This is a genomic window from Haloferax sp. ATB1 (genome assembly GCF_000730175.1).
Window position 1 is genome coordinate 1 of record NZ_JPES01000094.1, and the last position, 23974, is coordinate 23974.

The window sequence follows — 23974 nt, forward strand, 5'->3', positions numbered from 1 at the left end:
TTTCGCCCAGCTCATCCTCGAAGACCTAGCCTGGTCGTTCGGACATCCGCCGCCGAACTTGTCTGAACTGATGTTTCGTAACGCACGCCAACCAGAGAAATCACGCCTCTTACTCAGCGAACGAGTGGCTGAAGCCTTCAAACCGGAGTTTCGATGTTAACCGAACACGGATGATCACCGGACAAAATCTTCGTGTTGATGGAGGGCTTACCCAGTCGGTCCTGTAGGTCTTCGTGTGGCTATCTTGACGGTTTAGCTCAATTTCTGAATCAATGCTACTTAGCAGGTTTTGGGGAGTAGACGCGTAACTGCAGAAGCATTTGCTGAATCCGGTTGACGTATCTCTAGCCATTCGTCGGGGAGGAGGATTCAATGAACTCGATAATCGGATAGGGTAAGATATGATCAGCGCGCTGTGATCCTAAATTTGGGTCGGAGAGCATTTGAACGGCGACAGAAAGCCCCGGCTAAAACAGTCTTTGAGCCCAGAACGTAGGCGTAGCTATCCAATCTGCAGATTCTCAATCGTGACACCCCATCGTAGATACGTCAGCTAATGTGATTTGTGAATATCAAATCGCATTAATGATGATTTGCCATTTTTCTCTCTCCTGTCGAACCACGTCTCTTTGAAGCACGAAAATTACAAGACTAGTTCCGTAATCCATGCCAACAGATATTGGATGTAATTAACATATCTCAAACTCAAGATGGTGTCCCAGTCACTATCCAATAAGTAATGAGGGCAGTTGTCGCTTAGGACCAAGTTTCCGCAGAGTTCGACGACGGCGAGATCAATAATCGCTTTATTGTCATTCCGATCATTGCTACAAGCACAATTGGTACAGCTGTAGTCTCAGCTGCAAATAGGGGATAGCCCTGAGACAGAGAATTATCTACTGGATCTAGTATACCTTCATGTCAGACCTATTCAATCCACACAATCAATACACGAGTGTGAAGAAATCCAATAGTTGAGATAGTATATCGTTGGTGGAGGTACACAATTCCGATAGACTGTACCTGAACGGTTCTTCAGACGCGATTTATACTAATCAGATCATATTCTGCTCTGTGTCTAATGAGATATCTTCGAATCGGTCACTTTGGAATGGAGAAATGTCAACCAAGTCTGTGCTTCCCTTCTCTACGAGGTCAGCCACTATTTTCCCAGTAGCTGGGGCATGCTGAAAACCATGCCCGGAGAACCCAACAGCGTTGATGAAGCCTGGGATCGTCTCTTCAAGGATTGGATTATGATCAGGAGTAACAGCATAGAGGCCAGCCCATCCCTTTTTTAGTTCAGATTCTGGGCCGAAGTGGTTTGCACATTCACTAGCCTGTTCTATGGCAGTCGCAGCCAAGTTATAATCAACTCCCTTTGAATAAGTGTCTGGATGGACATCCTTGTCATGATCTCCAAAATGTCCCCCAACAATTGCGTGGCCATCGCGCTCAGGTCGGAAATACATACCAGTGTCAAGATCGCTCACGAGTGAGTGTAATTCAGACACCGGTTTTTCTGGAACTACTAAAGAGGGTTGACGTCGACGGGGTGCTACCGGGATTGAGATGCCTGCGAGCTCTGCAAAGCGGCGGGCCCATGCCCCTGTCGCATTTACCACGAAGTCTGCTTTTAGGTCATTTTGTCTAGTCTCTACACCACGAATAGTATCTCCCTCTCGGAGAACATTTGTCACCTCAGAATTAGTTCTCACGTCGACACCAATATCTTGGGCTGCTTTTGCATATCCCTGCAAAGCGAGGTAGGGATCTGTAAATCCATCAACCGGGCAGAAAGTAGCCAACCGATATAGATCTGAGTTTAATTCTGGACAGTGCTTTTCAGCTTCTTCAGGGGTTAAGAGTTCACTTGGAACCCCAAGCCTATTTTGCATAGCCACATCTTTCTTGAATTGCGAAGCGGTTTCTTCTTCACGTGCTAGAAGTAGGTAACCAGCTTTCCGATACTGGATATCGACCCCAAATTTCTCTTCAAAACTATCCCAAACGTCTATACTTATTTTAGATAATTTTACATTTGACTCTTCGGAAAACTGCATCCGTACACCACCGTCTGAACGTGGTGTATTACCACTCCGATGCTACCTTTTCCAAGACAGTAACATCAATTCCTTGCTTCTTAAGGTAATATGCGCTGGAGAATCCTATAATTCCACCACCAACTACTACGACATGCATGGTTTGTAAGTATCTACACAGACATATATATTTTTCTTAAAATATATGAATCCATCGTTGTGAAATTTACACATAGAAGTTCGATTCCCGTGATGATAGAAAATGTGACTACTGTTGCAGCAGGTTGTTCTCGTCCCACATGATGAGATGGTGAGCATTTCCTATGTTACTGTTCGTACTGTGATTCTGATTGGGAGTAATCAGCATCAGAGAGACCCATCAAATTTGATATAACCAAAGGTATTTGATGGTAGAACATGAGTGAGTGCTATGGGAAGTGAACCTCGTAGAATAAAATCGATCGAGTTGGGGTGTAGACTCCTTGATGAGCTCAAAAAGCGGGACGGAGCTCGAATTAAAGAACTTGCGAAGGCACTTGATCGCTCTGAGCCGACAATTCACACCTACCTCAACACGTTAAAACAGCAGGGATACGTCGAGAAGGATGGATACGTCTACAAAGTAAGCCTCAAATTCCTCCCGATGGGAGAGTTCGCACGAAATAGAGAGGAGCTCTATCTCGCTGGGAGAGACGAGATCGATTCTCTTGCCGACGAAACCGGGGAGTACGTCCACTTGATCACCGCAAAGAAGGGTAGACAAATAAAACTCTACGAAAGCTACGGTGATGTTGCCGTTGCGACAGCGCACCACACTCGTCAGCGCGAATTTAGACAGTATCTCCACAGGAGTGCGGCGGGAAAGGCAATCTTGGCAGAGTATCCCGCCGACAAAGTAGACCAAATCATCGACGAATATGGTCTTGAAGGTGCGACAGAAAATACGATTACTGACCGGGACGCGCTGCTGAACGAACTTGACAGCATTCGAGAGCGAGGGTACGCTGTTAACGACCAAGAGCTGACGACGGGGCTTCGGTCGGTTGGTGCTTCGATTGTTGACCCCGAGAACCATGTTCGAGCGCGATTAGCATCTCCGCACCACTTGAGCGGTGTAAAGATAAGAAGTTCCACGAGGTTTTCCCCGACCTAGTCCGGCAGCGTTCAAACGTCATTCAGATCAATATTGACACTAAGAACTATTTCTTTTGAGTGACGGCGGCAGAGCGAATATTCTCTTTGTCACCACAGACCAGAACTTGAGATGTCATTATTTTAGACGCTGCGGTCTTCTCAAATAGGCCGACGCCGAAACCGAAAGATCCAGCGTCAACCCCGGTTTTGAGTTCGATACTGGGTGTGTGTTTACTGTTATCCTGTATTTTTCATCCCTGCAGCGATTCCTTTCACTGATACGCGAAGGGCCCGTTCTTCGGGTTCGGAGCGATCACCCTCGTCGAGGAGCTGAATCTGTAATAGATTTAGCGGGTCGACATAGGGATTCCGTCGGTCGAGACTCTCTTGGAGCCATCCAACACCGAGTAACGACTCTTCCTCGGTGGTGTCCTGAACGATGTCTACCGCAGCCTCATACTCGTGGCTGATTTCTCCAAAGCAGCTCTCTTGGAGTTCCGGATTCGCTCGCGCACCTCACAGAGGTTTATCAGCTCAAAATAGTTCGTGAACGCGCGTGCGACGACTAAGGCATCTTCCTCTCCGACGCCATCAAAGAGTCACGTGATGGCGCTCCACTTCCTAGTGTCTTTTTTCTATTATCGATGGAATTCTGTCTCAGCGTTTCGACTGGCTCGCACACATTGTCGATCCCTGGGTAGTGATTACGTCCCCGAGTAAGGGTCCAAACTCACGAACATCCTGTTGGATATCCCTGCGATAGACTCGCATACAACACAGAGGTCGATGAACGGTCAAATAACCACCGACAGACTGTGTGCTATTTCAACGTGAGTTTTCGATCGAATATTACTGTACAGCTATCATCTCTCTGTATCGGTTGCTATCTACGTTTTCGAGCCATGAGGGAACCAGCTGTCATCTACTGGCCAATTTTGCATTGACAATAATGTTAATTAGTGTTGCAATCCAACACATAGATGGAGCAAGCTACAAAACTAGAGCACCCTTGCTCCAATGCGCTTCCCCACACGTGGAAGTCTTGGTCAGTCACTCACCACGTGGCGGACTCGTCCCACCATGCGAAGGGCCACACCCGTGCCCCCTTTCTTCAATGAGAATAGCGCTGCTAGCTCGCTCAGGGGGATTAACCATCTTGACTTCATAACAAAATTGTATGTTGTCATGTTCGTTCGTGCCTATGTCGGTCAGTCATTACGCAAAACGGGGATGAACGCAAAACTGCGGCAGTCAGGTGATGTAGCCGAGTCTTAGCTGTACCAGCGCTGGATCTCGATGGTCTTGTCGGTGTAGAAGTTCACCGCGTCCTCGCCTTGAGCGTGGAGATCGCCGAAGAACGAGCCCTTGCGACCGCCGAAGTGGAAAAAGCCAAGCGGCGCGCAGACGCCGACGTTGATCCCGATGTTCCCCGCATCCACCTCGTAGCGGTATTTTCGTGCTTCATTACCGCGTTCCGTGTACAGCGACGACGCGTTCCCGTACTCGGTGCTGTTGACCATCTCGATAGCCTCGTCGAGATCGTCGGCTTTCGCCAGACACATTACCGGACCGAAAATCTCGGTCTGGGCGATGTCCATATCCGTGGTGACGCCTTCGAGGAGCGTTGGTCCAAGGAAGTAGCCTTCGGGGTAATCGGGATGCTCGAAGTCGCGACCGTCGACGACAAGTTCCGCACCCTCATCGATGGCATCGTCGATCATCTCGAGGACACGGTCGGCGGATTCGTCCGTGATGAGCGGCCCGACGTCTGTCTCTTCGTCAAGGCCGTTTCCGACTGTCAGGTCGTCGATGGCGTCAAGTACCTCGGCACGGAGGTCGTCGTAGACGTCACCGACACCGACGAGGACGTCGTTGGCGAGACAACGCTGGCCGGCGTTCCCGTAGGCCGAGCCGATGATGTTCGGAACAGCTTGGTCGAGTTCGGCGGAGTTGGTGGCGACTGCGTAGTTCTTCGCGCCGCCCTGCGCTTGGACACGCTTGCCGTGTTTGGCGGCAGTCTCGTAGATGTACTGTGCGACGGGCGTACTGCCGACGAAGGACACGCCAGCAATATCGTCGTGCTCGAGCAGTGCGTTGACCGTGTCAGCACCACCGTTGACGAGGTTGACGACACCGTCGGGGAAGTTGACCGCATCGATGGCCTCGAAGATGAGCTGCGAGCTGAGTGGCACCTTTTCGCTTGGCTTGAGGATGAACGGGTTGCCCGTGGCGACGGCGTATGGCAGGAACCAAAGCGGAATCATCGCCGGGAAATTAAACGGAGTGATAGCGGTGAAGACGCCGAGGGGTTGGCGGACCGCATGTTCGTCCATATTGGTGGCGATACCTTCGACATTCCCGCTTCCCTCGCGGAGCATGTTCGGGATGCCGGCGGCGACTTCGACGTTCTCGATACCGCGACGGATCTCGCCACGCGCTTCGGCCAGCGTCTTGCCGTGCTCGCGGGTGAGCGCCTGCGCGATATCTTCTTGACGGTCTTCGAGTTCCTGCTTCAGGTCGAACAGATACTGAACACGCTCGACAGGGGAGGTCGCCCGCCACTCGTCGAAAGCGGCTGCGGCCTTTTCGACGGTCTCGTCGACCGTTTCTGTGTTTGAATACGTGATGTCGACCAGCGTTTCGCCCGTTGCTGGATTAACGACTGGCTGTACGTCATCGCCCTCGGCTGCAACCCACTCGCCGTCGATGTAGTTCCGGACAGAACTTGGGATATCAGCCGCCGCTGGCGACTGCTCTTGCTTACTCGTCATGCAACTAAAACTCAGTAGGGATCCATATAGGTGTTACGCTACCCCAGACGACACCACGTAAACCATCCTGCTGCCGGGGCGTGTACCGTCTGAACGAATTGTTGGTCACTAAAATGGAATGGATTCCCGGGAACCTATGATTTTATACTTGTCCGTTCGTCTGTACTAGTCAGCCGGCTATAAAGCAAGTCGAGCTACACCACGGAGTACATTCAACCATGGAACAACTGATAAATCTAGATAAGAGCGACTATTCAGTAGGAACGTGGGTTACAATCGGTAATCCGACCGTCGCCGAGATAGGTGCATCGCTGGGTCTCAATTTCGTCGTCATTGATACAGAACACTCGACGATGGGGTTAGAGACAGTAGAGAACATGGTCAGAGGAATTGGTGCGACCGGTGACGATACCGCATCCATCGTTCGGGTTCCTGGGAACGATAACGTCCACATCAAGCGCGTTCTCGACATCGGCGTTGATGGAATAATTGTCCCAATGATCGAAACCGCCGATGAAGCTCGCTCGCTCGTCGAAGCAGTCCGGTATCCGCCCGAAGGCATTCGAGGAATTGCATCTGGCCGAGCCTCGGAGTATGGAAGCGACTTCGTGGAATACGTAGAGAACGCCGAGGAGCAAATCGTGACGATCGCGCAGATCGAATCTAAGCGCGGGGTCGAAAACGCCAAAGAGATCGCATCTGTTGATGGAATCGACGCACTTTTTCTCGGACCTGCGGATCTCTCCGGTTCTCTCGGTATCTTCGCACAGTGGGAATCCGAGGTCCTCAACGAACACATCGAACGTGTTGTAGAGGTCAGCGAAGAGGTGGACAAGCCAATTGGGACGCTCATAATCAACCAAGAGGACATTGAAAAGCGCGTTTCTCAAGGCTTCGACTATTTGGCCGTTGGGAAGGATACGGCGCTCCTCGCCAGCGGAACCAAGGAGATGGTTTCCGAGTATGAACGCTCGATCGCGGAAACAGAGCAGTCCTATTCAACGCCAAAGTAACCTCCTTCAATGGAGACTTGAGTCGTACTAGGCTGCAAATTCGGGTTGAACTGGGAACTGTTCAGATACCACCTTACGAACGCGGTTCATTATATTTTCCAGCTGTCCTTCTGAATATTGTGCTGTTCTGCGCGCTAGAAGCCTACCCACCGAGCTTTGTGTCGAACATGGTATCAGCCATAATCTGACAAGCTTGGACGACCAGCTAACTAGATACTGACCGAATTGGCTCCAAGAATTCTGTAGGACGATGTCTAGTCTTTTCGATCAACGAGGGGTGGATTCCCATCATTCATGCTCAACGGATTTGACTATGCCAAATAGAGGCGTGGTCTGTGATTTTTCGTATTTTTGCCCCTAGAAATTACAAACATACAGATGTAATTCTAACCTGTGTCACCACATACCATGGTTAATATATATCAAAGCCTTTGCTGTAAATCACATGGCGTTCTCGGCTACCATCCTAACTTCGATAAGAGTCTACGCGAGGAATTCAGATCACCGGTGGTTATTTATACATCTAGTGTACACATTCATAAGTACCCTATGCCAGCCCAGCGAATGACAGAGATTCCATACTCTGGAATCCGAGAAATTTTCTCGGAGTGCAACCGATTGGAACGGAACGGTGAGGATATCGTCCATCTCGAAATCGGCCGACCCGACTTTGACACACCCTCGCCGATAAAACAAGCTGCAAAAAGCGCGATCGATGAGGGTCACGTCCATTACACGTCGAATTACGGAATTCAACCTCTTCGAGACCGAATCTCGGCAAAGTTTGAGACGGACAGCGGAATCTCGTATGATCCTGAAGACGAGATTATCGTCACCGCTGGCGCGAGCGAGGCGGTCTTCGTCTCGATAATGTCGATGGTTGACCCCGGTACGGAGGTGCTGATCCCCGATCCTTGTTGGACATACGCACCAACCGTCCGTGCTGCCGGGGGAACACCCGTACGGTACCCATTAGATCCCGAAAGCGGATTTCAACCGAACATTGAGGCACTTGATTCGCTAATCAATGACGACACATCCCTGCTCATCCTGAATAGCCCGCACAATCCAACGGGGAGCGTCATCGACGACGATCACTTACGAGCGGTGCGAGATCTCGTGGTCGAGAATGATCTAATCGCTGTCTCGGATGAAATCTACGAGAAGATCATCTACGGAGGAGCCAAACACCGGAGCTTAGCCTCGCTTGACGGCATGTACGAGCGGACGATTACGATCAACGGTGTCTCGAAAGCCTACTCTATGACCGGCTGGCGGGTCGGCTATCTCGGCGCACCGAAGGAACTGGCTGACGAAATTCTCCGCATGAGACAGTACACGACGACGTGTGCACCTTCGATTTCTCAGTACGCCGCACTAAGAGCATTAGAAGGTGATCTCTTCGAGCCGTTAGTTGAAGCGTTTGCCGACCGACGAGCGTTGGTCTGCGAACGGATCGAAGACGTTCCAGGGATGACTGCACCAACTCCTGAGGGCGCAATTTACGTGTACCCGACCGTCCCGGAACCAAGCACAGACGGACGCGAGTTCGTCTGGTCGCTCTTACATGACACCGGTGTTGCGCTCGTCCCGGGCGACGTTTTCGGATCGAACTCGAGCCGCGTTCGAATCGCGTATTCGAACTCCCTCGACAGGATAAATACGGCGTTCGACCGAATCGAGGCGTGGGTTGAGAACCAATAATACGGACAGGTCATCTAACGCGTCGAGAATGTCGGGCCACGAAATCCAACACAGTTGCCGGTGTCACGACCCACACGACTGATGAATGCTCATAGCGCCCCTCGTTTTCAAACTGTAGCTGTGTCTGCTTCCCCTGTGGCATAGGAATTTAGCGACTCCCACAGGTTACCAAACATTATTATATCAGAACACCACATGGTCAAGTGATGCAAATTCTCATCACCGGTGCTAACGGTACTGTCGGGAGCGCCATTCTCTCTGAACTGGGGGATCGCGAGGAGTACGAATTCACGTGCCTTGACGTCGAAGATCATCCTGAACGAGAAACAGTCGTCGCCGACATTACCAACCTTGACGAGATTCGGCCACATTTTGAAGGCCAAGACGCCGTTATCCACCTCGCGGCCGCCGCGGAGCTTAGTGTGCCGTGGGATTCGGTTGAAGAATTGAATATCAGAGGGACGTATAATGTGATGCAGGCCGCGGCTGAGGCCGAGGTTGAAAACTTCATCTACGCGTCCTCTATTCATACTATTGGAATGTACGAGATTGAGCTCTCGCCTGAGCTCTACAGTCTCAACCACGACCTTTCGATCACACATGAAGACCAGGTTCGTCCTGACTCATTCTACGGCGTTTCGAAGGTGCTCGGGGAAGCGCTCGGGCGGCAATTCGTCGAAAGCCAAGCGAACCCTCTCGGGGCACTCCACCCCGTGTACGAGACGAATCTCCGTGACTACCCGACTCGTTTTTACTCCCTTCGTATTCTGACTGTCCTGGGCGAACAGTACGACCATCCGTATGGGCTGGCCGAAACTGGAGTTGACGAGGATTGGTGGGAACGCGATAGTGACGAATATGACCTGATGGTTGACCGGATGAAATGCACCTGGTTCTCGCACCGTGACCTCGGACAGATGATCGACCTTTGCCTACAGGATGAGTCGGTAGAGTTTGATATCTTCTGGGGCGTCAGCGATAATGAGGCAACGTTGGGTCGATCTTGAACACAACCGCGAAGTCCTCGGGTACGAACCGAAAGATAACGGTGCCGAGTGGGACGCACCACCAGAATAGCACCATCAATTTCCTGAACACGTACTTTTTTATTATAGAGCAATAACTACGATGTATGCCAGACTCGGGAGAGTTAGAGATATTTCGCCATTCGCTCAAAAGTATCGTTGAAGAGATGGGAGTGACGCTGCAACGAACAGCTTACTCGACTAACATCAAAATTCGTCGTGACCACACCTGCGCGTTGTTTGATTCGCAGCTCCGCCACATCTCTCAGCACGATATCGCACCGCAGCACATCGGTTCGCTTGTTTCGGTTGTGCCGAAGAACATTCCCGATTGGGAAGACGAGCTTTCACCGGGAGATGGTATCTTGATCAACGATCCGTACAAGGGTGCAGTTCATCTGCCGGACGTGATGTTGATTTCGCCACTCTTTCATGACGACGAAATTATCGGTTATGCCGCGAACTCGGCGCACCATGTCGACATCGGTGGTGGAACACCCGGTGGTATCCCGAACGACAACACCGAACTCTACGGTGAAGGGATAGTCATTCCAGGTGTCCACGCGGTGAACGACTGGGAATACGACGAGAACGTACTCTCGTTCATCCTCCGGAACGTCCGCGAACCGAAGATGCGTCGCGGTGATTATCAGGCGCAACTCGGGGCGAATCGTATCGGTGAAAAACGCTTCCGCGATCTTCATGACACCTACGGACGGGAACAGACGAACGAGTACCTAGACGAATTGCTTGACTACACGGAGCGCCGCGTCCGCGCAGCTATCGAGGAATTGCCGAATGGAACGTTCTCAGCATCTGATAAGATGGACGGCGACGGGATCGTCGACGAATCTGTTGAGCTTTCGTTGACGATAACAATCGAGGACGACGAGATGACTGTGGACTTCACCGGGACGGCCAAACAGAATCAAGGGCCACTCAACTGCACTCCTGCGATGGCGTTCGCAGGCGTCATGTCCGTCGCCATGGCATTCATCGGCGAGGATCTACCGAAAAATGACGGATTCTACCGTCCATTCGAGGTTATAACTCCCGAAGGAACCATGGTTAATCCGACTCACAACCGTCCTGTAGCAGCCGGCTGGGAGATCGCAATGCGTGCAGCGGACTTGATGACTAAGGCTATGGGTGAGCCAGTTCCGAAGGAAACGATCGGTGCCACGAAAGGTATCGTCTGTAACACGGCATTTGGTGGTCGTGACCCACGAGATGACGAAGACTACGTGTACTACGAGACGGTCGCCGGGGGTTACGGCGGTCGGTACGAAAAAGATGGGATGGACGCGGTGCAGACTCACTTCCAGAACACGGCCAATAGCCCAATCGAAGAACTCGAAAAGGAACTCCCGGTCTACGTCCGGAAGTACGAACTCATCCAGGACTCGGAAGGTGCTGGTCGCCAACGGGGTGGACTCGGCGTTCGACGCGATCTCGAGTTCTATGACCACGAGGCATCGTTCTCACTCCTTACGGAGCGGACGAAGTCGTCACCATGGGGCGTGTTCGACGGCCATTCGGCTCGTCCAGCGCGGTTCTACCGAAACCCGGATGCTGACGACGCTGAATCCCTACCGTCAAAATCAACGACAAAACTCGAACCCAATGATATCGTGAGTGTTCAGACTCCTGGTGGTGGCGGCTACGGCGACCCACTAGAACGCGATCCGGACGCGGTACTCAAAGACGTTCAAAATGACAAAGTCTCGGAAGAAAAAGCTCGAACCGAATATGGAGTTATCATCACGCAGAACGGCGTCGACTACGACGCGACCGAAGACCAACGAGCAGAATTGGGGGAAGGAGTTCCGGCAGAAGGAGGTGACAAAGAATGACCATTCGAATCGGTGTTGACACGGGTGGCACGTTCACAGACGTCGTCCTCTACGACGACGAAACTGGTGAGATACACACGACAAAGACGCCATCAACGCCGTCCGAATTCGACCAAGGTGTCCTCAACGGTATCGACAAGATCTTGGAGGAGACGGGGTCAGAAGCAACACGAACCTCTTATCTCAGCCACGGGACGACTGTTGGGACGAACGCTGTCCTCGAAAGCGAGATCCCTGACCTCGGTCTGATCACGAATAGCGGTCTTCGCGACGTGCTCGAAATCGGAGACCAGACGCGGCCGGAGCTGTACAACCTGCAGGCGGATAAGCCGCCACAGCTTGTGCCTCGCAAACATCGCTTCGGTGTTCCGGGGCGTCTCGACTCGAACGGTAACGTCGTGGACAAACTCAACGAGGGTGCCGTTCGAGAAGCTGTCGTGAAGCTCGAGGACGCAGGCGTCGATTCTATCGTTGTCTCGATGCTGTTCTCATATCTAAACGATGAACACGAACAGCGTATCGGCGAAATCATCGAAGCCGAGACGGACCTCGATTATGCGCTCTCTTCGGCGGTGTACCCTGAAACCCGTGAGTACGACCGCACCGTCACGACTGTGTTGAACGAAGCGGTGAAAGTCACCATCCAAGACTACCTTGGACGGTTAGATGCCGGCATCGAAGAGCGAGGTATCGACGTTCCGCTGAACGTAATGCACTCTGGTGGTGGTATTTTTGGAACGGAACAGGCAACCGATTTTGCGCTCCGCACAGTGCTGTCTGGTCCGGCTGCAGGTGCAGTTGCCTGCCGAGACGTAAGCACGTCGGAGGGGTTCTCTAACGCCATTGGCCTCGACATGGGCGGAACCAGTTCCGACGTGAGCATCGTCGAAGACGGCTCTATCGTCCGGTCGACAGAAGGAGAAATTAATAATCTCCCGATCAACACACCGCTTGTTGATATTAATACGGTCGGCGCAGGCGGCGGGAGTATCGCGTGGATCGACAACGGTGGTGGACTCCGAGTCGGGCCGAAATCCGCCGGTGCCGATCCCGGCCCGATCTGTTATGGGCGTGGCGGTACCGAACCGACAGTAACTGATGCCAACCTCATACTCGGTCGCATCGACCCGGACGTGTTCCTCGACGGAGATATGCAGCCTGCAATGGATCGCGCCCGCACTCTCTTCCAAGAAAAGATAGCCGAACCGCTCGGTCTGTCCCCCGAAGAGGCTGCAATGAACGTTCTTCAGGTGGCGAACGCCAAGATGGCCCGCGAAATCCGTCGGGTAACCATCGAGCGGGGACGCGACCCCGCTGACTACACCCTCGTTCCGTTCGGCGGTGCTGGCCCGCTGCAGGCACCTTCTGTGGCGCAGAACATGGATATGGACTCACTTCTGCTCCCTCGAACGCCCGGTGTGCTGTCCGCGCGAGGTCTGCTCTTGGCTGATGTCCGGATGGACGAGTCCCAAGCATATACCGGTAGTGAGATCGATCACGAAACGGTTCGCGAAGAGTTCGACTCGCTCGAATCGGAACTCCTGTCTCGGTTCGCTGGCCAAGGATTCGAAGAGAACGAGGTTGACTTGGGTCACCAACTCGACCTGCGATATTCCGGCCAAGCGTACGAACTCACCGTTCCGCTTCCGGGCGAGTCTTACAGCCCGGAGAACCTTGAACAGGGAATCGAGCAGTTCCACGAACTGCACCGCGAGCTCTACGGGTACGCGATGCCCGACGAACCGATTGACCTCGTCACACTTCGGTTAGCGGGAACTGTCTCGACTAAGCGAATTACTGATGATGTGACGATAACGGACGGCGAGACTGTCAAGTCATCCCGCGAGGTGTACTTCGACGGTCCCGGGTTCGTCAAGACCCCCATCGTCGACCGTGCGACCCTCCCAATTGGTGACACAGTCGAAGGCCCTGCGATCATCGAGGAGTCTGGTTGTACCTCGATTCTTCCACCAGAGACGAGTGCAACCGTCTCCGAACGTGGTAACCTCTTGATAGAGCTGTAACCAGTCCATTCGTTTCTCTGAGTCTTTTTCTTCTTAGTCGCTGTCGAGACACTCTGCACAATCTCTATTTAAATTCGAGTCTCGACATGCCTTTACACGAGTGGTAATCGACGATGCTCGGATGGCAAGAAATCGATGGGTGTGCTCTTCGGAAGCAGGTTGTTAGCCAAGTAGAGCTGTCGCTGTGAAAGCGTAGCGGGCAAGGCTGACGCGGACGCGTCGCCCGAACGCAGTGTTTCGATTTGAATCTGAGGAGGCGAGTGCCGCGAGGGCCTCCAGTACCCACACTGCCAGTCTGAGTTAGTGTACAAACACGGAAGCTATCAAGCGCACCAACGGTATTTCTGTACGGGTTGCGACCACACGTTCAACGACAAGGCTGGCACGGTCTTTGCGCACGCGAAGATCAGGCTCGACAAGCTCTTGTTCGCGTTCTACTCGTTCCCGGTTCAACCGAGTATTCGCCAGTTAGACGCTGAACTCGACGTTTCGTATCGGTCGATTCACCGGTGCGTCGAGCTTCACCAGGACACTCGACGCGTCAGTCATGAACGTACGAGGGGGACAAACCACCAGCATTCGCGTTCGTAGATCACGGCAGCGCTCAGCGATATGTTGTACCGGAGAAATCTGCCGATGAAGCGACCGTTCGACACCACCTCGACAACCTCGAGAAGGAGTCGGTGACTGTCGATACTGACGGGTTTCAGGGCTACGACCCACTTGACGATGATGAGCACTTTCACTGAGAACCAGTAATCCACGACGACGGTGAGTCCGTTGATGGAGACGCACACGTGAACGCATTCGAGAGCCACGCTGAGGCGTCTCAAAAGACCAACGGACAGAATATCTCGGGCCGCTCCAACTTCGGAGACGAATTCCCCTCAAGCCGGGTCAAGAAACACTAACAGAGATTGTCCGAGAAATTCTCTGACTCACCAACAATGTACTCCACAAGAACGAGATGTGGACAGGCAACTGTGTGAATTGAAGAGCGAAAGTTCGGTGCGGGCGGGATACAGGTTCGGTTACAACTCGAAGAAAGGATACTGGACGGAACTAGAGTAATTATTCGCGGGGATGTTCTGGGTCGTTTAAAAATATGAGTTCGACAAATCCTACATGAACTCGCTGATACTGAAGAAATACTCAGTAATCATAATAACCGTGAGCACACCGAACATCAGCAGCGTCGCAATCGCCGCGAGTGTTGCCGGGGCAGTGTTGTAGAACAGGCTGAACAGAACCAACGGGAGTGTCTTAATGTCTGCGCTAGAGAGGAACAGCGAGACGATGTACTGGTTGAACGAGAGGATAAACGCGAAGACGAATCCACTCATCACACCAGGTTGGATGAGTGGAAGCGTAATGCGGATATACGACTCAAGTTCGGTGGCACCGAGGTTCTGCGCTGCCTCCTCAAGTGAGTGGTCGTAGTTCTGGAGACTGGCTCCGACCGTACGGATTGGGTATGGGATCGTAAACAGAATGTGTCCCATAAGCAGCGTCCAGAACGAGAGTGTGATAGATACCCCGAGTACTGCTTCGACTTGGTTGATGAACAACAGTAATGAGATACCGATAACAATCCATGGGTAGATGAGCGGCGAGATGAGGAACGTTTCGAGAGTCGTCTGGTACTTGAAGTCGTAGCGGACAATCGCAAACGCTGCGAGAGAACCTAGAACCGTCGAACAGATGCCAGTTACGACCGCGAGCTTGACACTCGAGAACAATGCGGTATCGATATCAAGATAACTCAGGTCACTTATCAGGTTAGCATAGTGCTGAATGGTAAACTGTTGGGGTGGCCACGTTGCGTACGCTGATTCGCCGAAGGAAATAATCACGACGATGACTAGCGGGGCAAGCAGAAAGATGATAGTGGCCCAGATGAGTGCCTCGAAGCCGAGGCTCGCGATACGGGAGAGTATCCAGTCGAACCGTCCTCTATTGTTAGTCTCTTTCGACATGTTAGGAACCCCCCACGCTGTCCATCCGCTTTAGTGTCCGCTGGTAGCCGACAATGATGAGTAGCGCGATGGCGACGAGAACGATCGATAGTGCGCTTGCGAACGGCCAGTTGCTCGTGCTCGTAAACGTGTTCGTGATGACGATTGGAAGTACCTTCACTCCACCGCCGAGCATCGCGGGTGTCACGTAGGAGGCCAACGAGACGACGAAGGTGATGAGGACCCCTGCACTAATACCCGGAAGTGCGAGCGGAAATAGTATCTTCGCGAAGATTGTGAGCCGGTTCGCACCCAAGTTGAGTGCGGCTTCCTCGTACTCACGGGGAATCGTGTGCATCACATTGATAATCGGGAACACCATGAACGGAAGCATTACGTGCGAGAGTCCAATGATGATGCCGACCTCGTTGAAGAGGAGCTTTGGCGCAGTGTCACCGGAGACTAGACCGATCGCTTCTAGCATCGTGATGACGACTCCCGATTTGTTGAGCAAGATGTACCATCCGAACGAGCGGACCACCAAGTCGATAGTGAGCGGCGCGAGCGTAGAGATGATGATGACTTTTCCGACCCATCCGCCTTTCCGAACCGCAGCGTACGCGAGTGGAAATCCGAGTGCAAAGTCGATCACCGTGACGATAGTAGCGAGTTTGATCGTCCGGAAGATGATGCTTTGGTAGAGTGGTGTTTCGAAGACTTCGAGGTAGTTAGCCAGCGTGAGACCGTTCTGTATGACACCTTGGTCGAACGGATTGAGGCTGAAGCTGATGAGAATGAACGTCGGAAATACCATCAACGCCAGAACGATGAACACAGTCGGGGCGAGAAGCGAGTACTTCCCCAACCGTGTTTTCTTGTATCTCCGTACGACACTCGACAGTTGCTCATTCATCCGAGCGAACGGTGTTTCTTCTTCTTGTTTCGTAGCCATTTTTCTCACCAGTTTTACGCACGCGCTATCCGCGTGTCCTCTTTGCTCCACGCAAGCACCACGTCGTCGTCAGTATCGTAAAGGACCGAAGAGTGCTGGTTCGAGTCGTCAACGATGAGCGTCTGCCCATTTGCCTCGACGAAGTACCGAACCGTCGAACCCAAGAACAATCGACGAATGATTGTTCCCTCAAACGTGTTTAGTGAGTCGTCGTAGAAGTCAGCGGAACGGACGTCGATCTTTTCCGGGCGAACAAACACAGCGCCACCGGAGGTGGCAGTTGAATCCGCGTTCACGGTGATTTCCGTATTCTCGGTGAAGAAGCGAACCTCACCATTTTGCGTTTCGAGATCACCTTCGAGGAAATTCGTATCGCCGATGAACTCGGCGACGAACTCTGTCGCTGGCTCCTCGTAGATTTCCATCGGGGGTGCGATCTGTTCAATTTGCCCTTCGTTCATGACTGCGATCCGATCCGCCATGGTGAGTGCCTCTTCTTGATTGTGTGTCACGTAGAGCGTAGGAATGTCGAGTTCGGACTGGAGTTCAGTTAACTCGACTTCCAGTTGGTCCCGAAGTTTTTTGTCGAGCGCACCGAGTGGCTCGTCCATAAGTAACACTTCAGGCTTAATCGCTAGTGAACGTGCTGTCGCAACACGCTGTTGCTGGCCGCCGGAGAGGTTCGCCGGTTCACGATCTCTGAACCCGCTGAGGTCGACCATTTCCAACACCTCCGAGATTCGTCGGTCTATTTTGCTCTTGTCGAACCCTTTTTGCTTGAGACCGAACTCGATGTTCTCTTCGACGGTCATGTGCGGGAACAGGGCGTAATTCTGGAACACCATCCCCGTGTCACGCTTGTGCGGCGGAACGTAGGTCACGTCCCTGTTTGCAAGGATAATATTCCCACGCGTTGGCTGCTCGAACCCAGCGAGCATGCGCAACGTCGTTGTTTTCCCCGATCCCGATGGCCCAAGGAGTGCGAGTAATTCTCCGTCTTCTACCTCAAACGAGACGTCATCTACCGCCGTAACGTCACCAAATTGCTTCGTGACGTTATCGTAGCGAATGGCAACGTCTCTCTTGTCACGTTCTGCCATACCTTACCCTAAACGCCAAGGGTAAAGTAATTTTTGTTAGCCAGAGAAGATCTGGTTCCAACGCTTCGCCCAATCGGATCGATTATTCCACACGTATTCGAAGTCTGGGTACGATAGCTGGTCAAACTCGTCGGGGGTGATTGCGCCGAACTCTTCCGCTTCCGGTGCGAGGGATGCCTTCGTGTTGGTGACCCCCGCCCCCATCTCAGCTGACACTTTCTCTTGGAACCACGGTGAAAGTGCCTCGTTGGCGTACACGAGTGCAGCCTCCTTGTTCTCTGAGTTCCGTGACACTGAAATCGTCTCAGCGAACGCGCAAGTTGTCGGTTCGAGGCGGAACAGTGGCTCGATAGGAGCACCACTCTTCCACATCTCGTACACCAAGAAGTCAGTGTACAGATTGACGGTGTCGACGTTCCCGCTGGCGAGCTGTTGGTTTGCCGAAGAAACACCCTGAATGATCGTGGAGACTTTGGGCTTAAGATTCTCTTCTAGCCACTGGAAACCAGGTTCGACATCCAACTGTGAGTCGAACGGCTCCCCGGTCGCAACGGCTGAAGCCATTAGGAGTAGGTTCGGACCGTTGGACCACGAGAATGGAGTAAGTGCCGTCGCACTAGAATCGGTTGCAACGCTCGAGTGTGAGGATGGTGTACTGTCCCATTGGTTGGAGTTTATCACGGGCACGAATGCACCCACTTCCCAGGAGACGCCATCGCTACCGTAATGGACGAACTTCTCGTCGATGTCTGAGAGGTTCGTGACAATGTCAGTATGGTCACTCAGCGGTTCGAGCCACTCGTTTCGGGATGCTTTATCCACGCCGATGACGTCGAGATTAAACACGTCCGGTGGACTGTCCTCATTGGCTTGGAGTTTTGTGAGCTGTGACGTTGTCGCTCCCGTCTCGGTGTTGATCTTTAGGTTGTATTTCTCTTCGACATGAGGGATGAGGTACTTCTTGTGGACGGTGGCTAGTGAACCGACGTTTAGCATCACATCGATCTCTTTGCCTCCAAAGTCGAGATCACCACTTTCAGTCGTATTGGTTCCCGTTTCGTCGGTACCGGCTGCTGTGGTCTCTTCCGTTTCCGAGGATGTGTCGGTGCCGCCAGTTAGACAGCCTGCAAGTCCGGTGAGGCCGATAGCTGTTGCGCTTCCCGTCTTCAGGAAGGTTCGACGCTTCTGTTTCTTGGAGTGTAGACTATTGTCTGTCATTGCCAAGCATATGTGATGTCATCGGGAGGTACTAAATAAGTTTTCATTCTTTTCATGACATTTCATATGGGAATATCTCTGATCCTCTGCTACCATGGGGTGAGAGGACACGAGCTCGCTATACTTAGATGACATAGATTCGACAATGCATCCGTGAGGTGAGAACAATACAGAAAAACGATTGTCTCGATCGAACCTGTACTCCAGAGCTCGACGTGCACGCCGAACACTAGATACCGTGGAATGAGGATCATTTTAGTTCTCAGTTTGGAACTATCAAAGCTAATTTGGATACAGCTGACGGGGGTAATTGGTTGGAATTTCATTGAGGTCAGTTATCGTGCAGATTCCCCAATCCTGAGTGAAGACAAGCCCCTAGTGAAATCAGCTATTGTGCGAAGGTGAGATGATGAGTCAGGAATTGCTAGCAGTCAATAATAATGCCGCGACAGGAACAGATTTGTAATTATCAATTTAGTATCGTGGAGAACTCACCTTGTGGGTTCTACTAAGCTCTAGCCCTATTTCCATACCGTAGACGCGTTTTCAGGGCAGCGACCATCCCTTACGATACTGAACCCACTTCGGATAACTACCCACCGATACTCAAAAGAGTTACAACCATATTTTTGTAATATTTGTGTTTGTGATGTGCTATCTTCCTTTAAGATACCTGTTCACAAGCCACATTGAGTTTGATAAATACTAATTCATTATAGTGTATCGCTGTCTGCGTAGTGGTCTTTTAATCATCAGTATCTTAACTGATTCCGGTAAATCTATGTCAGTCCCCGTCATCCGGTAGGTTGTTATGAAGGTGCTTGTCACTGTCAAGGAGGTGGCAGAGGTCGAAGACGAGTTCGAAATCAACGGACTCAGAATTGACGACCGCTATCTCGAATATGATCTCAATGAGTGGGACAACTATGCGATCGAAGAGGGCGTTCAACTCAAAGAAGAAAGCGACGATGATGTCGAAGTCGTAGTAGCCACTCTCGGTCCCGAACGTAGCGAAGAGACGATTCGTATGGCCCTTGCGAAGGGCGCTGACCGCGCAATTCGTGTTTGGGACCCCGCGCTCGACGACTGTTCGTTCATCAACCACAACACTGTGAGTGAAATCCTCGCAGCCGTCGTCGAGGACGAGAATCCCGACCTTGTCCTCACCGGTGTTCAGGCTAGTGACGACGCCAACGGTGCTACTGGGGTTGCGCTCGCTGACCGGCTTGGAACGAGCTGGGCAGCCGTCGTTAACGACCTTTCGTTTAGTAGTTCGGGTAGTCCAGTATCTATCCGCCGCGAGTTAGAAGGTGGCGTTGAGGAACTCACTAGCGTCGAGCTCCCGGCTGTGCTCACCATTCAAACAGGGATTAACGAACCGCGATACGCGAGCTTACGGGGAATCCGGCAGGCCCAAAGCAAAGAGATCGCTTCCAAAACGCTCGCCGACTATGGTCTCGATGAGAACGTCCTCGAAACTAGTCTCACACGGACCGACATGTACAAACCAGAAACTGAAAGTGACGCAACTATCTTCGAAGGAGATGCAACAGAAACCGCTGGCCAACTTGCGACCCTACTCAATGAAAAGGGGGTGAACGCCCAATGAGCGACGTGCTCGCCGTTGCCGAACACCGTCGCGGCGACCTCCGTGATGTATCCTTTGAACTCATTACTGCAGGTCGAGACCTCGCTGAGAAGACTGGTGGTGACCTTCACCTTGCGGTAATCGGTGGTCCCACTGGAACGTTCGCTGAACAACTAAACCGTGAGGGCGTCGACACCATCATCACTATCGAGTACGGTGAGGAGTTCAATCATGATGTGTACACGCAGATTACCGAGCAACTCTACGCTGACCTCGAACCGGCAATCCTGCTCCTCCCGAATACCGTCAACGGCCTCGACTACGCACCCGCTGTCGCGAATTCATTGGGGATCGACCTCATTCCTGACGCGGTTGGACTCGATTACGAGGACGATACGCTCACCGCTACCCGCGAGATGTATGGCTCGAAGGTCGAAACCACGGTCGAGACTGAGGCACCTCACGTCGCGGTTTCCATCCGCGACGCCGAGTGGTCCACCACCGATAAACCCGGTGACGCCGAGATAACGTCGTTTGAGGCCGATATAGACGAGTCGGCCATTCGCTCGACCGTTACTGGCTTTGAAGAAGTCGCCGGCGGCGATGTAGACATCTCCGAATCCGACTTCCTCGTCTCTGTTGGTCGTGGTATAGAAGACGAGGAGAACTTGGAGCTCATCTTCGACCTCGCAGACGCGATGGACGCGACTGTCTCGTCGTCTCGCCCAATTGTCGACAACGGTTGGCTGCCGAAGAACCGGCAGGTCGGCCAATCTGGGAAGGTTGTCACCCCCGATGTCTATCTTGCCATCGGTATTTCAGGTGCAGTCCAGCACGTCGCAGGCATGAAGGCTCGGAGACTATCGTCGCCATCAACAACGACCCCAACGCCCCTATCTTCGACATCGCCGACTATGGAATCGTCGGTGACCTCTTCGAGATCGTCCCGCAACTTACTGAGCAACTGGAGTCCTAACAGTCAAACCGGGAAGGTGAATCCAGCAGGATAGTTCACCTCTTTAGTCACGTAGAGCAAATACCAGTCACTATAACACACCAAAATCAAACATGTATCTGTCACCCATGACCACTACGATGCCGTTATCGGCAGTCACACGAGACACCTTTTGGACTATCAGTCCAGTTGGCGAGGCCGCGTTCTATTATCTCGCGACGGTCGCAATTCTCGTCTTCCTTTACGGAGTGTATGACCGCTTCGCTCGATACGCTCGCGGGACTGAAGATGCGTTCGACCGTCTGAACGACCTGCCAAGCCGGATTGTTCGCGCCACCGCGGCTGTCTTTTCGAACAGAAAGCAGTTCGATCGGGATCACTACGCTGGTGTAATGCACTCATTCATTTTCTGGGGCTTTCTGACGCTTCTCATCGGAACGACCATCCTTGCCATTGATATGGACATCTGGACGAAATTGCTCGCTCAGGAGTCCTTCTTCGTCGGGGATTTCTACCTCGTGTACTCGTTCGTGATGGACGCATTAGGATTGCTGTTCGTCGTCGGTCTCGGAATGGCACTCTATCGACGCTACGTAGTCCGTAGTGACCGCCTCTGGGGGAAACACACCGGCTTTGAGGACGATATCTTCATCTGGACACTCTTGGTGCTCGGCGTCGGCGGCTACCTCACTGAAGGATTGCGCATCGTCGGCACCGAGTTCCCCGGGTTCGAAACCGTCAGCTTTGTCGGCTACTTCGTCGCTCTCGTTCTCCATGAGAGTGGTGTTAGTGCTGGCCTCGCCGAGTCACTTTACTGGTGGATGTGGTGGTCCCACGCGATCATCGCGCTTGGGTTCGTCGCGTACATCCCCTACGCAAAGCCCTTCCACATGATCTCCTCGTACGCCAACCTTGTCACCGCTGACGAGAAGGCGGGGAAGCGGCTACCAGGTGTGCCAGCGGACGCCAGTCCCGACGAAATCGGTTACACATCAGTCGAGGACTTCTCGTGGAAACAAGTCCTCGACATGGACGCCTGTACGAAATGCGGACGTTGTACCGACGCCTGCCCGGCAAAGGCCTCGGGTCGTAACCTTGACCCGCGAGACGTCATCCTCGACCTGAAGACCTACCGTGAGGATATCGACGCTGGTCAGACTGAATCGGTTGATATTGTCGCGGACGGTGGCACCTCCGTCGTCGACGCCGAGTCGATGGAGTCCTGTATGGCCTGTATGTCCTGTATGGATGCTTGTCCGGTCGATATCGAACATCTAAGCCACTTCACCGAGATGAACCGTCGGCTCACCGAGACGGGCCAACAGCAGGAACCCGTACAGGAGGCGATGATGAATATCTTCCAGAACGGCAACGCTTCGGCGACCCACAGCGCAAGCGGCCCGACTGGACCGACGACCTCGACTTCGAGGTGCCCGACGCCCGCGACGAATCGGTCGAGTTCCTCTGGTACGTCGGCGACTACCCCTCCTACGACGAGCGCAACCGCGCCGTCGCCCGCTCGCTGGCCCGTATCCTCGAGGAAGCGGGCGTCTCCTACGGCATCCTCTACGAGGACGAACAGCACGACGGCAACGACGTGCGCCGCGTCGGCGAGGAGGGTCTCTACGAGATGCTCGTCGAGGACAACGTCGCCGCCATGGCCGACTGCGAGTTCGACAAAATCGTCTGCACCGACCCCCACTCGTACAACACGTTCAAAAACGAGTACCCGGAGATGGACGACTCGTTCGACTACCCGGTGTACCACTACACCCAACTGGTCGAGCGCCTCGTCGGCGACGACCGCCTCGGCCTCGCTGGTGACGAACTCGCCGCCCAGACCGTGACGTACCACGACCCGTGTCACCTCGGACGCTACAACGGCGAGTACGAAGCGCCCCGCGAAGTCATCCGTGCGACCGGCGTCGAACTCGCCGAGATGCCGCGCAACCGCGACCAGTCGTTCTGCTGCGGCGGCGGCGGCGGCGGCCTCTGGATGGACCACGAAGAGGAGTCGAAGCCGTCCGAAGAGCGCCTGCGCGAGGCGCTCGACGACACGACCGGCGGCGTGGAGCGGTTCGTCGTCGCCTGCCCGATGTGCGCGACGATGTACGAAGACGGCCGCAAGACCGGCGACTACGAGGACGACATCGACGTCGTGGACATCTCCGAACTCGTCGTGGAGGCGCTCGACGCGAAGGCCGCCGCGACGACGGAAGCAGGCGCAGATACGACGCCCGCGTCGGCCGACTGAGTCGGTGACGCGGCCGGTTTCTTCGATTCTATTCTACGTCCAAGCGGTCGAGGGACTCGCGGATGACGCCCGCCGACTCCCGGAGCGCGGTCGTCTCGTCCGCCGAGAGGTCGAACTCGTGGACGTCGCGGACGCCGCCTTGGTTGACGGTACACGGGAGGCTCATGTAGACGTCGTCGATGCCGTGTTCGCCCGAGACGAGCGTCGAGACGGTGAGGATGGAGTTGTCGTCGCCGAGGATGCGTTCCGTGGTCGCGGCCACCGAGCGGGCGACGCCGTAGTTCGTCCGCTCCTTGCGCTCGATGATCTCGTAGGCGGCCTCGCGGACCTCCGCTTCGACGCGGGCTTTGAGCGCGTCGACGTCCTCGACGCCGTGGCTGGTGGCG

Annotated in this window: 14 protein-coding genes and 6 pseudogenes; 11 read left to right on the forward strand and 9 right to left on the reverse strand. The window is 53.3% G+C overall.

Features of this window, described 5'->3' with window-relative positions; translation table 11 throughout:
- Positions 1 to 160: pseudogene (locus ATB1_RS21755) on the forward strand (IS4 family transposase); the annotation flags it as partial.
- An 895-nt stretch (positions 161 to 1055) separates the two neighbouring features.
- Here ATB1_RS21755 and ATB1_RS21075 read toward each other — a convergent pair.
- Entirely contained in the window at positions 1056 to 2063 is a 1008-nt protein-coding gene (locus tag ATB1_RS21075) for an FAD-dependent oxidoreductase (RefSeq protein WP_343122548.1), read from the reverse strand.
- A 28-nt stretch (positions 2064 to 2091) separates the two neighbouring features.
- Positions 2092 to 2202 carry an FAD-dependent oxidoreductase gene (locus ATB1_RS24205; protein ID WP_343122549.1) on the reverse strand — a complete coding sequence of 37 codons (111 nt, stop codon included), beginning with the start codon at positions 2200 to 2202 and terminating at the stop codon, positions 2092 to 2094.
- A gap of 270 nt (positions 2203 to 2472) precedes the next feature.
- Here ATB1_RS24205 and ATB1_RS15645 point away from each other — a divergent pair, with 270 nt between their 5' ends.
- A complete protein-coding gene (locus tag ATB1_RS15645) occupies positions 2473 to 3195 on the forward strand; it encodes an IclR family transcriptional regulator (RefSeq protein WP_052368047.1) in 723 nt (240 codons plus the stop codon).
- A 218-nt stretch (positions 3196 to 3413) separates the two neighbouring features.
- Here the strand turns inward: ATB1_RS15645 and ATB1_RS21080 are convergent.
- Both ATB1_RS21080 and ATB1_RS15650 read right to left on the reverse strand, forming a co-directional pair.
- Positions 3414 to 3668, reverse strand: a pseudogene (locus ATB1_RS21080) (phosphoenolpyruvate carboxylase); the annotation flags it as partial.
- Positions 3669 to 4447: 779 nt separating this feature from the next.
- On the reverse strand, positions 4448 to 5947 hold the full coding sequence (locus ATB1_RS15650) for a CoA-acylating methylmalonate-semialdehyde dehydrogenase (protein ID WP_042665464.1): 1500 nt from the start codon (positions 5945 to 5947) through the stop codon (positions 4448 to 4450).
- 218 nt (positions 5948 to 6165) lie between these two features.
- Here ATB1_RS15650 and ATB1_RS15655 point away from each other — a divergent pair, with 218 nt between their 5' ends.
- The 6 genes and pseudogenes from ATB1_RS15655 to ATB1_RS22510 all read left to right on the forward strand — a co-directional run.
- Complete coding sequence (locus tag ATB1_RS15655; protein ID WP_042665466.1) at positions 6166 to 6960, forward strand: HpcH/HpaI aldolase/citrate lyase family protein; 795 nt, start codon at positions 6166 to 6168, stop codon at positions 6958 to 6960.
- 549 nt (positions 6961 to 7509) lie between these two features.
- The gene (locus tag ATB1_RS15660) at positions 7510 to 8664 is read left to right on the forward strand and encodes a pyridoxal phosphate-dependent aminotransferase (RefSeq protein WP_042665468.1); all 1155 of its coding nucleotides are present in this window, start codon (positions 7510 to 7512) and stop codon (positions 8662 to 8664) included.
- Between the two features lie 206 nt (positions 8665 to 8870).
- Complete coding sequence (locus ATB1_RS15665) at positions 8871 to 9671, forward strand: NAD(P)-dependent oxidoreductase (protein WP_241768297.1); 801 nt, start codon at positions 8871 to 8873, stop codon at positions 9669 to 9671.
- 125 nt (positions 9672 to 9796) lie between these two features.
- Positions 9797 to 11542, forward strand: coding sequence for a hydantoinase B/oxoprolinase family protein (locus ATB1_RS15670; RefSeq protein WP_082256455.1), 1746 nt, complete (start codon positions 9797 to 9799; stop codon positions 11540 to 11542).
- Positions 11539 to 13566 (forward strand): hydantoinase/oxoprolinase family protein, encoded by a 2028-nt coding sequence (locus ATB1_RS15675; RefSeq protein ID WP_042665469.1) that lies wholly within the window; start codon positions 11539 to 11541, stop codon positions 13564 to 13566. Before ATB1_RS15670 ends, ATB1_RS15675 begins: the two co-directional genes overlap by 4 nt.
- Positions 13567 to 13830: 264 nt before the next feature.
- A pseudogene (locus ATB1_RS22510) lies at positions 13831 to 14503 on the forward strand (IS1595 family transposase); the annotation flags it as partial.
- A 184-nt stretch (positions 14504 to 14687) separates the two neighbouring features.
- Here the strand turns inward: ATB1_RS22510 and ATB1_RS15685 are convergent.
- Genes ATB1_RS15685 through ATB1_RS15700 form a run of 4 tightly spaced genes read right to left on the reverse strand, consistent with a single transcriptional unit; the run spans position 14688 to position 18791 of the window.
- Positions 14688 to 15542, reverse strand: coding sequence for an ABC transporter permease (locus tag ATB1_RS15685; protein WP_042665474.1), 855 nt, complete (start codon positions 15540 to 15542; stop codon positions 14688 to 14690).
- Position 15543: 1 nt separating this feature from the next.
- Positions 15544 to 16473: an ABC transporter permease gene (locus ATB1_RS15690; protein ID WP_082256456.1), complete on the reverse strand. Its 930-nt coding sequence runs from the start codon at positions 16471 to 16473 to the stop codon at positions 15544 to 15546.
- 14 nt (positions 16474 to 16487) lie between these two features.
- Positions 16488 to 17573 (reverse strand): ABC transporter ATP-binding protein, encoded by a 1086-nt coding sequence (locus ATB1_RS15695; RefSeq protein ID WP_042665477.1) that lies wholly within the window; start codon positions 17571 to 17573, stop codon positions 16488 to 16490.
- Positions 17574 to 17609: 36 nt separating this feature from the next.
- Positions 17610 to 18791: an extracellular solute-binding protein gene (locus ATB1_RS15700; protein ID WP_042665479.1), complete on the reverse strand. Its 1182-nt coding sequence runs from the start codon at positions 18789 to 18791 to the stop codon at positions 17610 to 17612.
- An 811-nt stretch (positions 18792 to 19602) separates the two neighbouring features.
- Here ATB1_RS15700 and ATB1_RS15705 point away from each other — a divergent pair.
- The 3 genes and pseudogenes from ATB1_RS15705 (at position 19603) to ATB1_RS15715 (ending at position 23588) form a co-directional block, all read left to right on the forward strand.
- The gene (locus ATB1_RS15705; protein WP_042665481.1) at positions 19603 to 20400 is read left to right on the forward strand and encodes an electron transfer flavoprotein subunit beta/FixA family protein; all 798 of its coding nucleotides are present in this window, start codon (positions 19603 to 19605) and stop codon (positions 20398 to 20400) included.
- Positions 20397 to 21355: pseudogene (locus ATB1_RS15710) on the forward strand (electron transfer flavoprotein subunit alpha/FixB family protein). Before ATB1_RS15705 ends, ATB1_RS15710 begins: the two are co-directional and overlap by 4 nt.
- Positions 21356 to 21474: 119 nt before the next feature.
- Positions 21475 to 23588 (forward strand): annotated as a pseudogene (locus ATB1_RS15715) (heterodisulfide reductase-related iron-sulfur binding cluster).
- A 28-nt stretch (positions 23589 to 23616) separates the two neighbouring features.
- On the opposite strand, the pseudogene ATB1_RS15720 reads toward ATB1_RS15715, so the two are convergent.
- Positions 23617 to 23974 (reverse strand): annotated as a pseudogene (locus ATB1_RS15720) (L-lactate dehydrogenase); the annotation flags it as partial.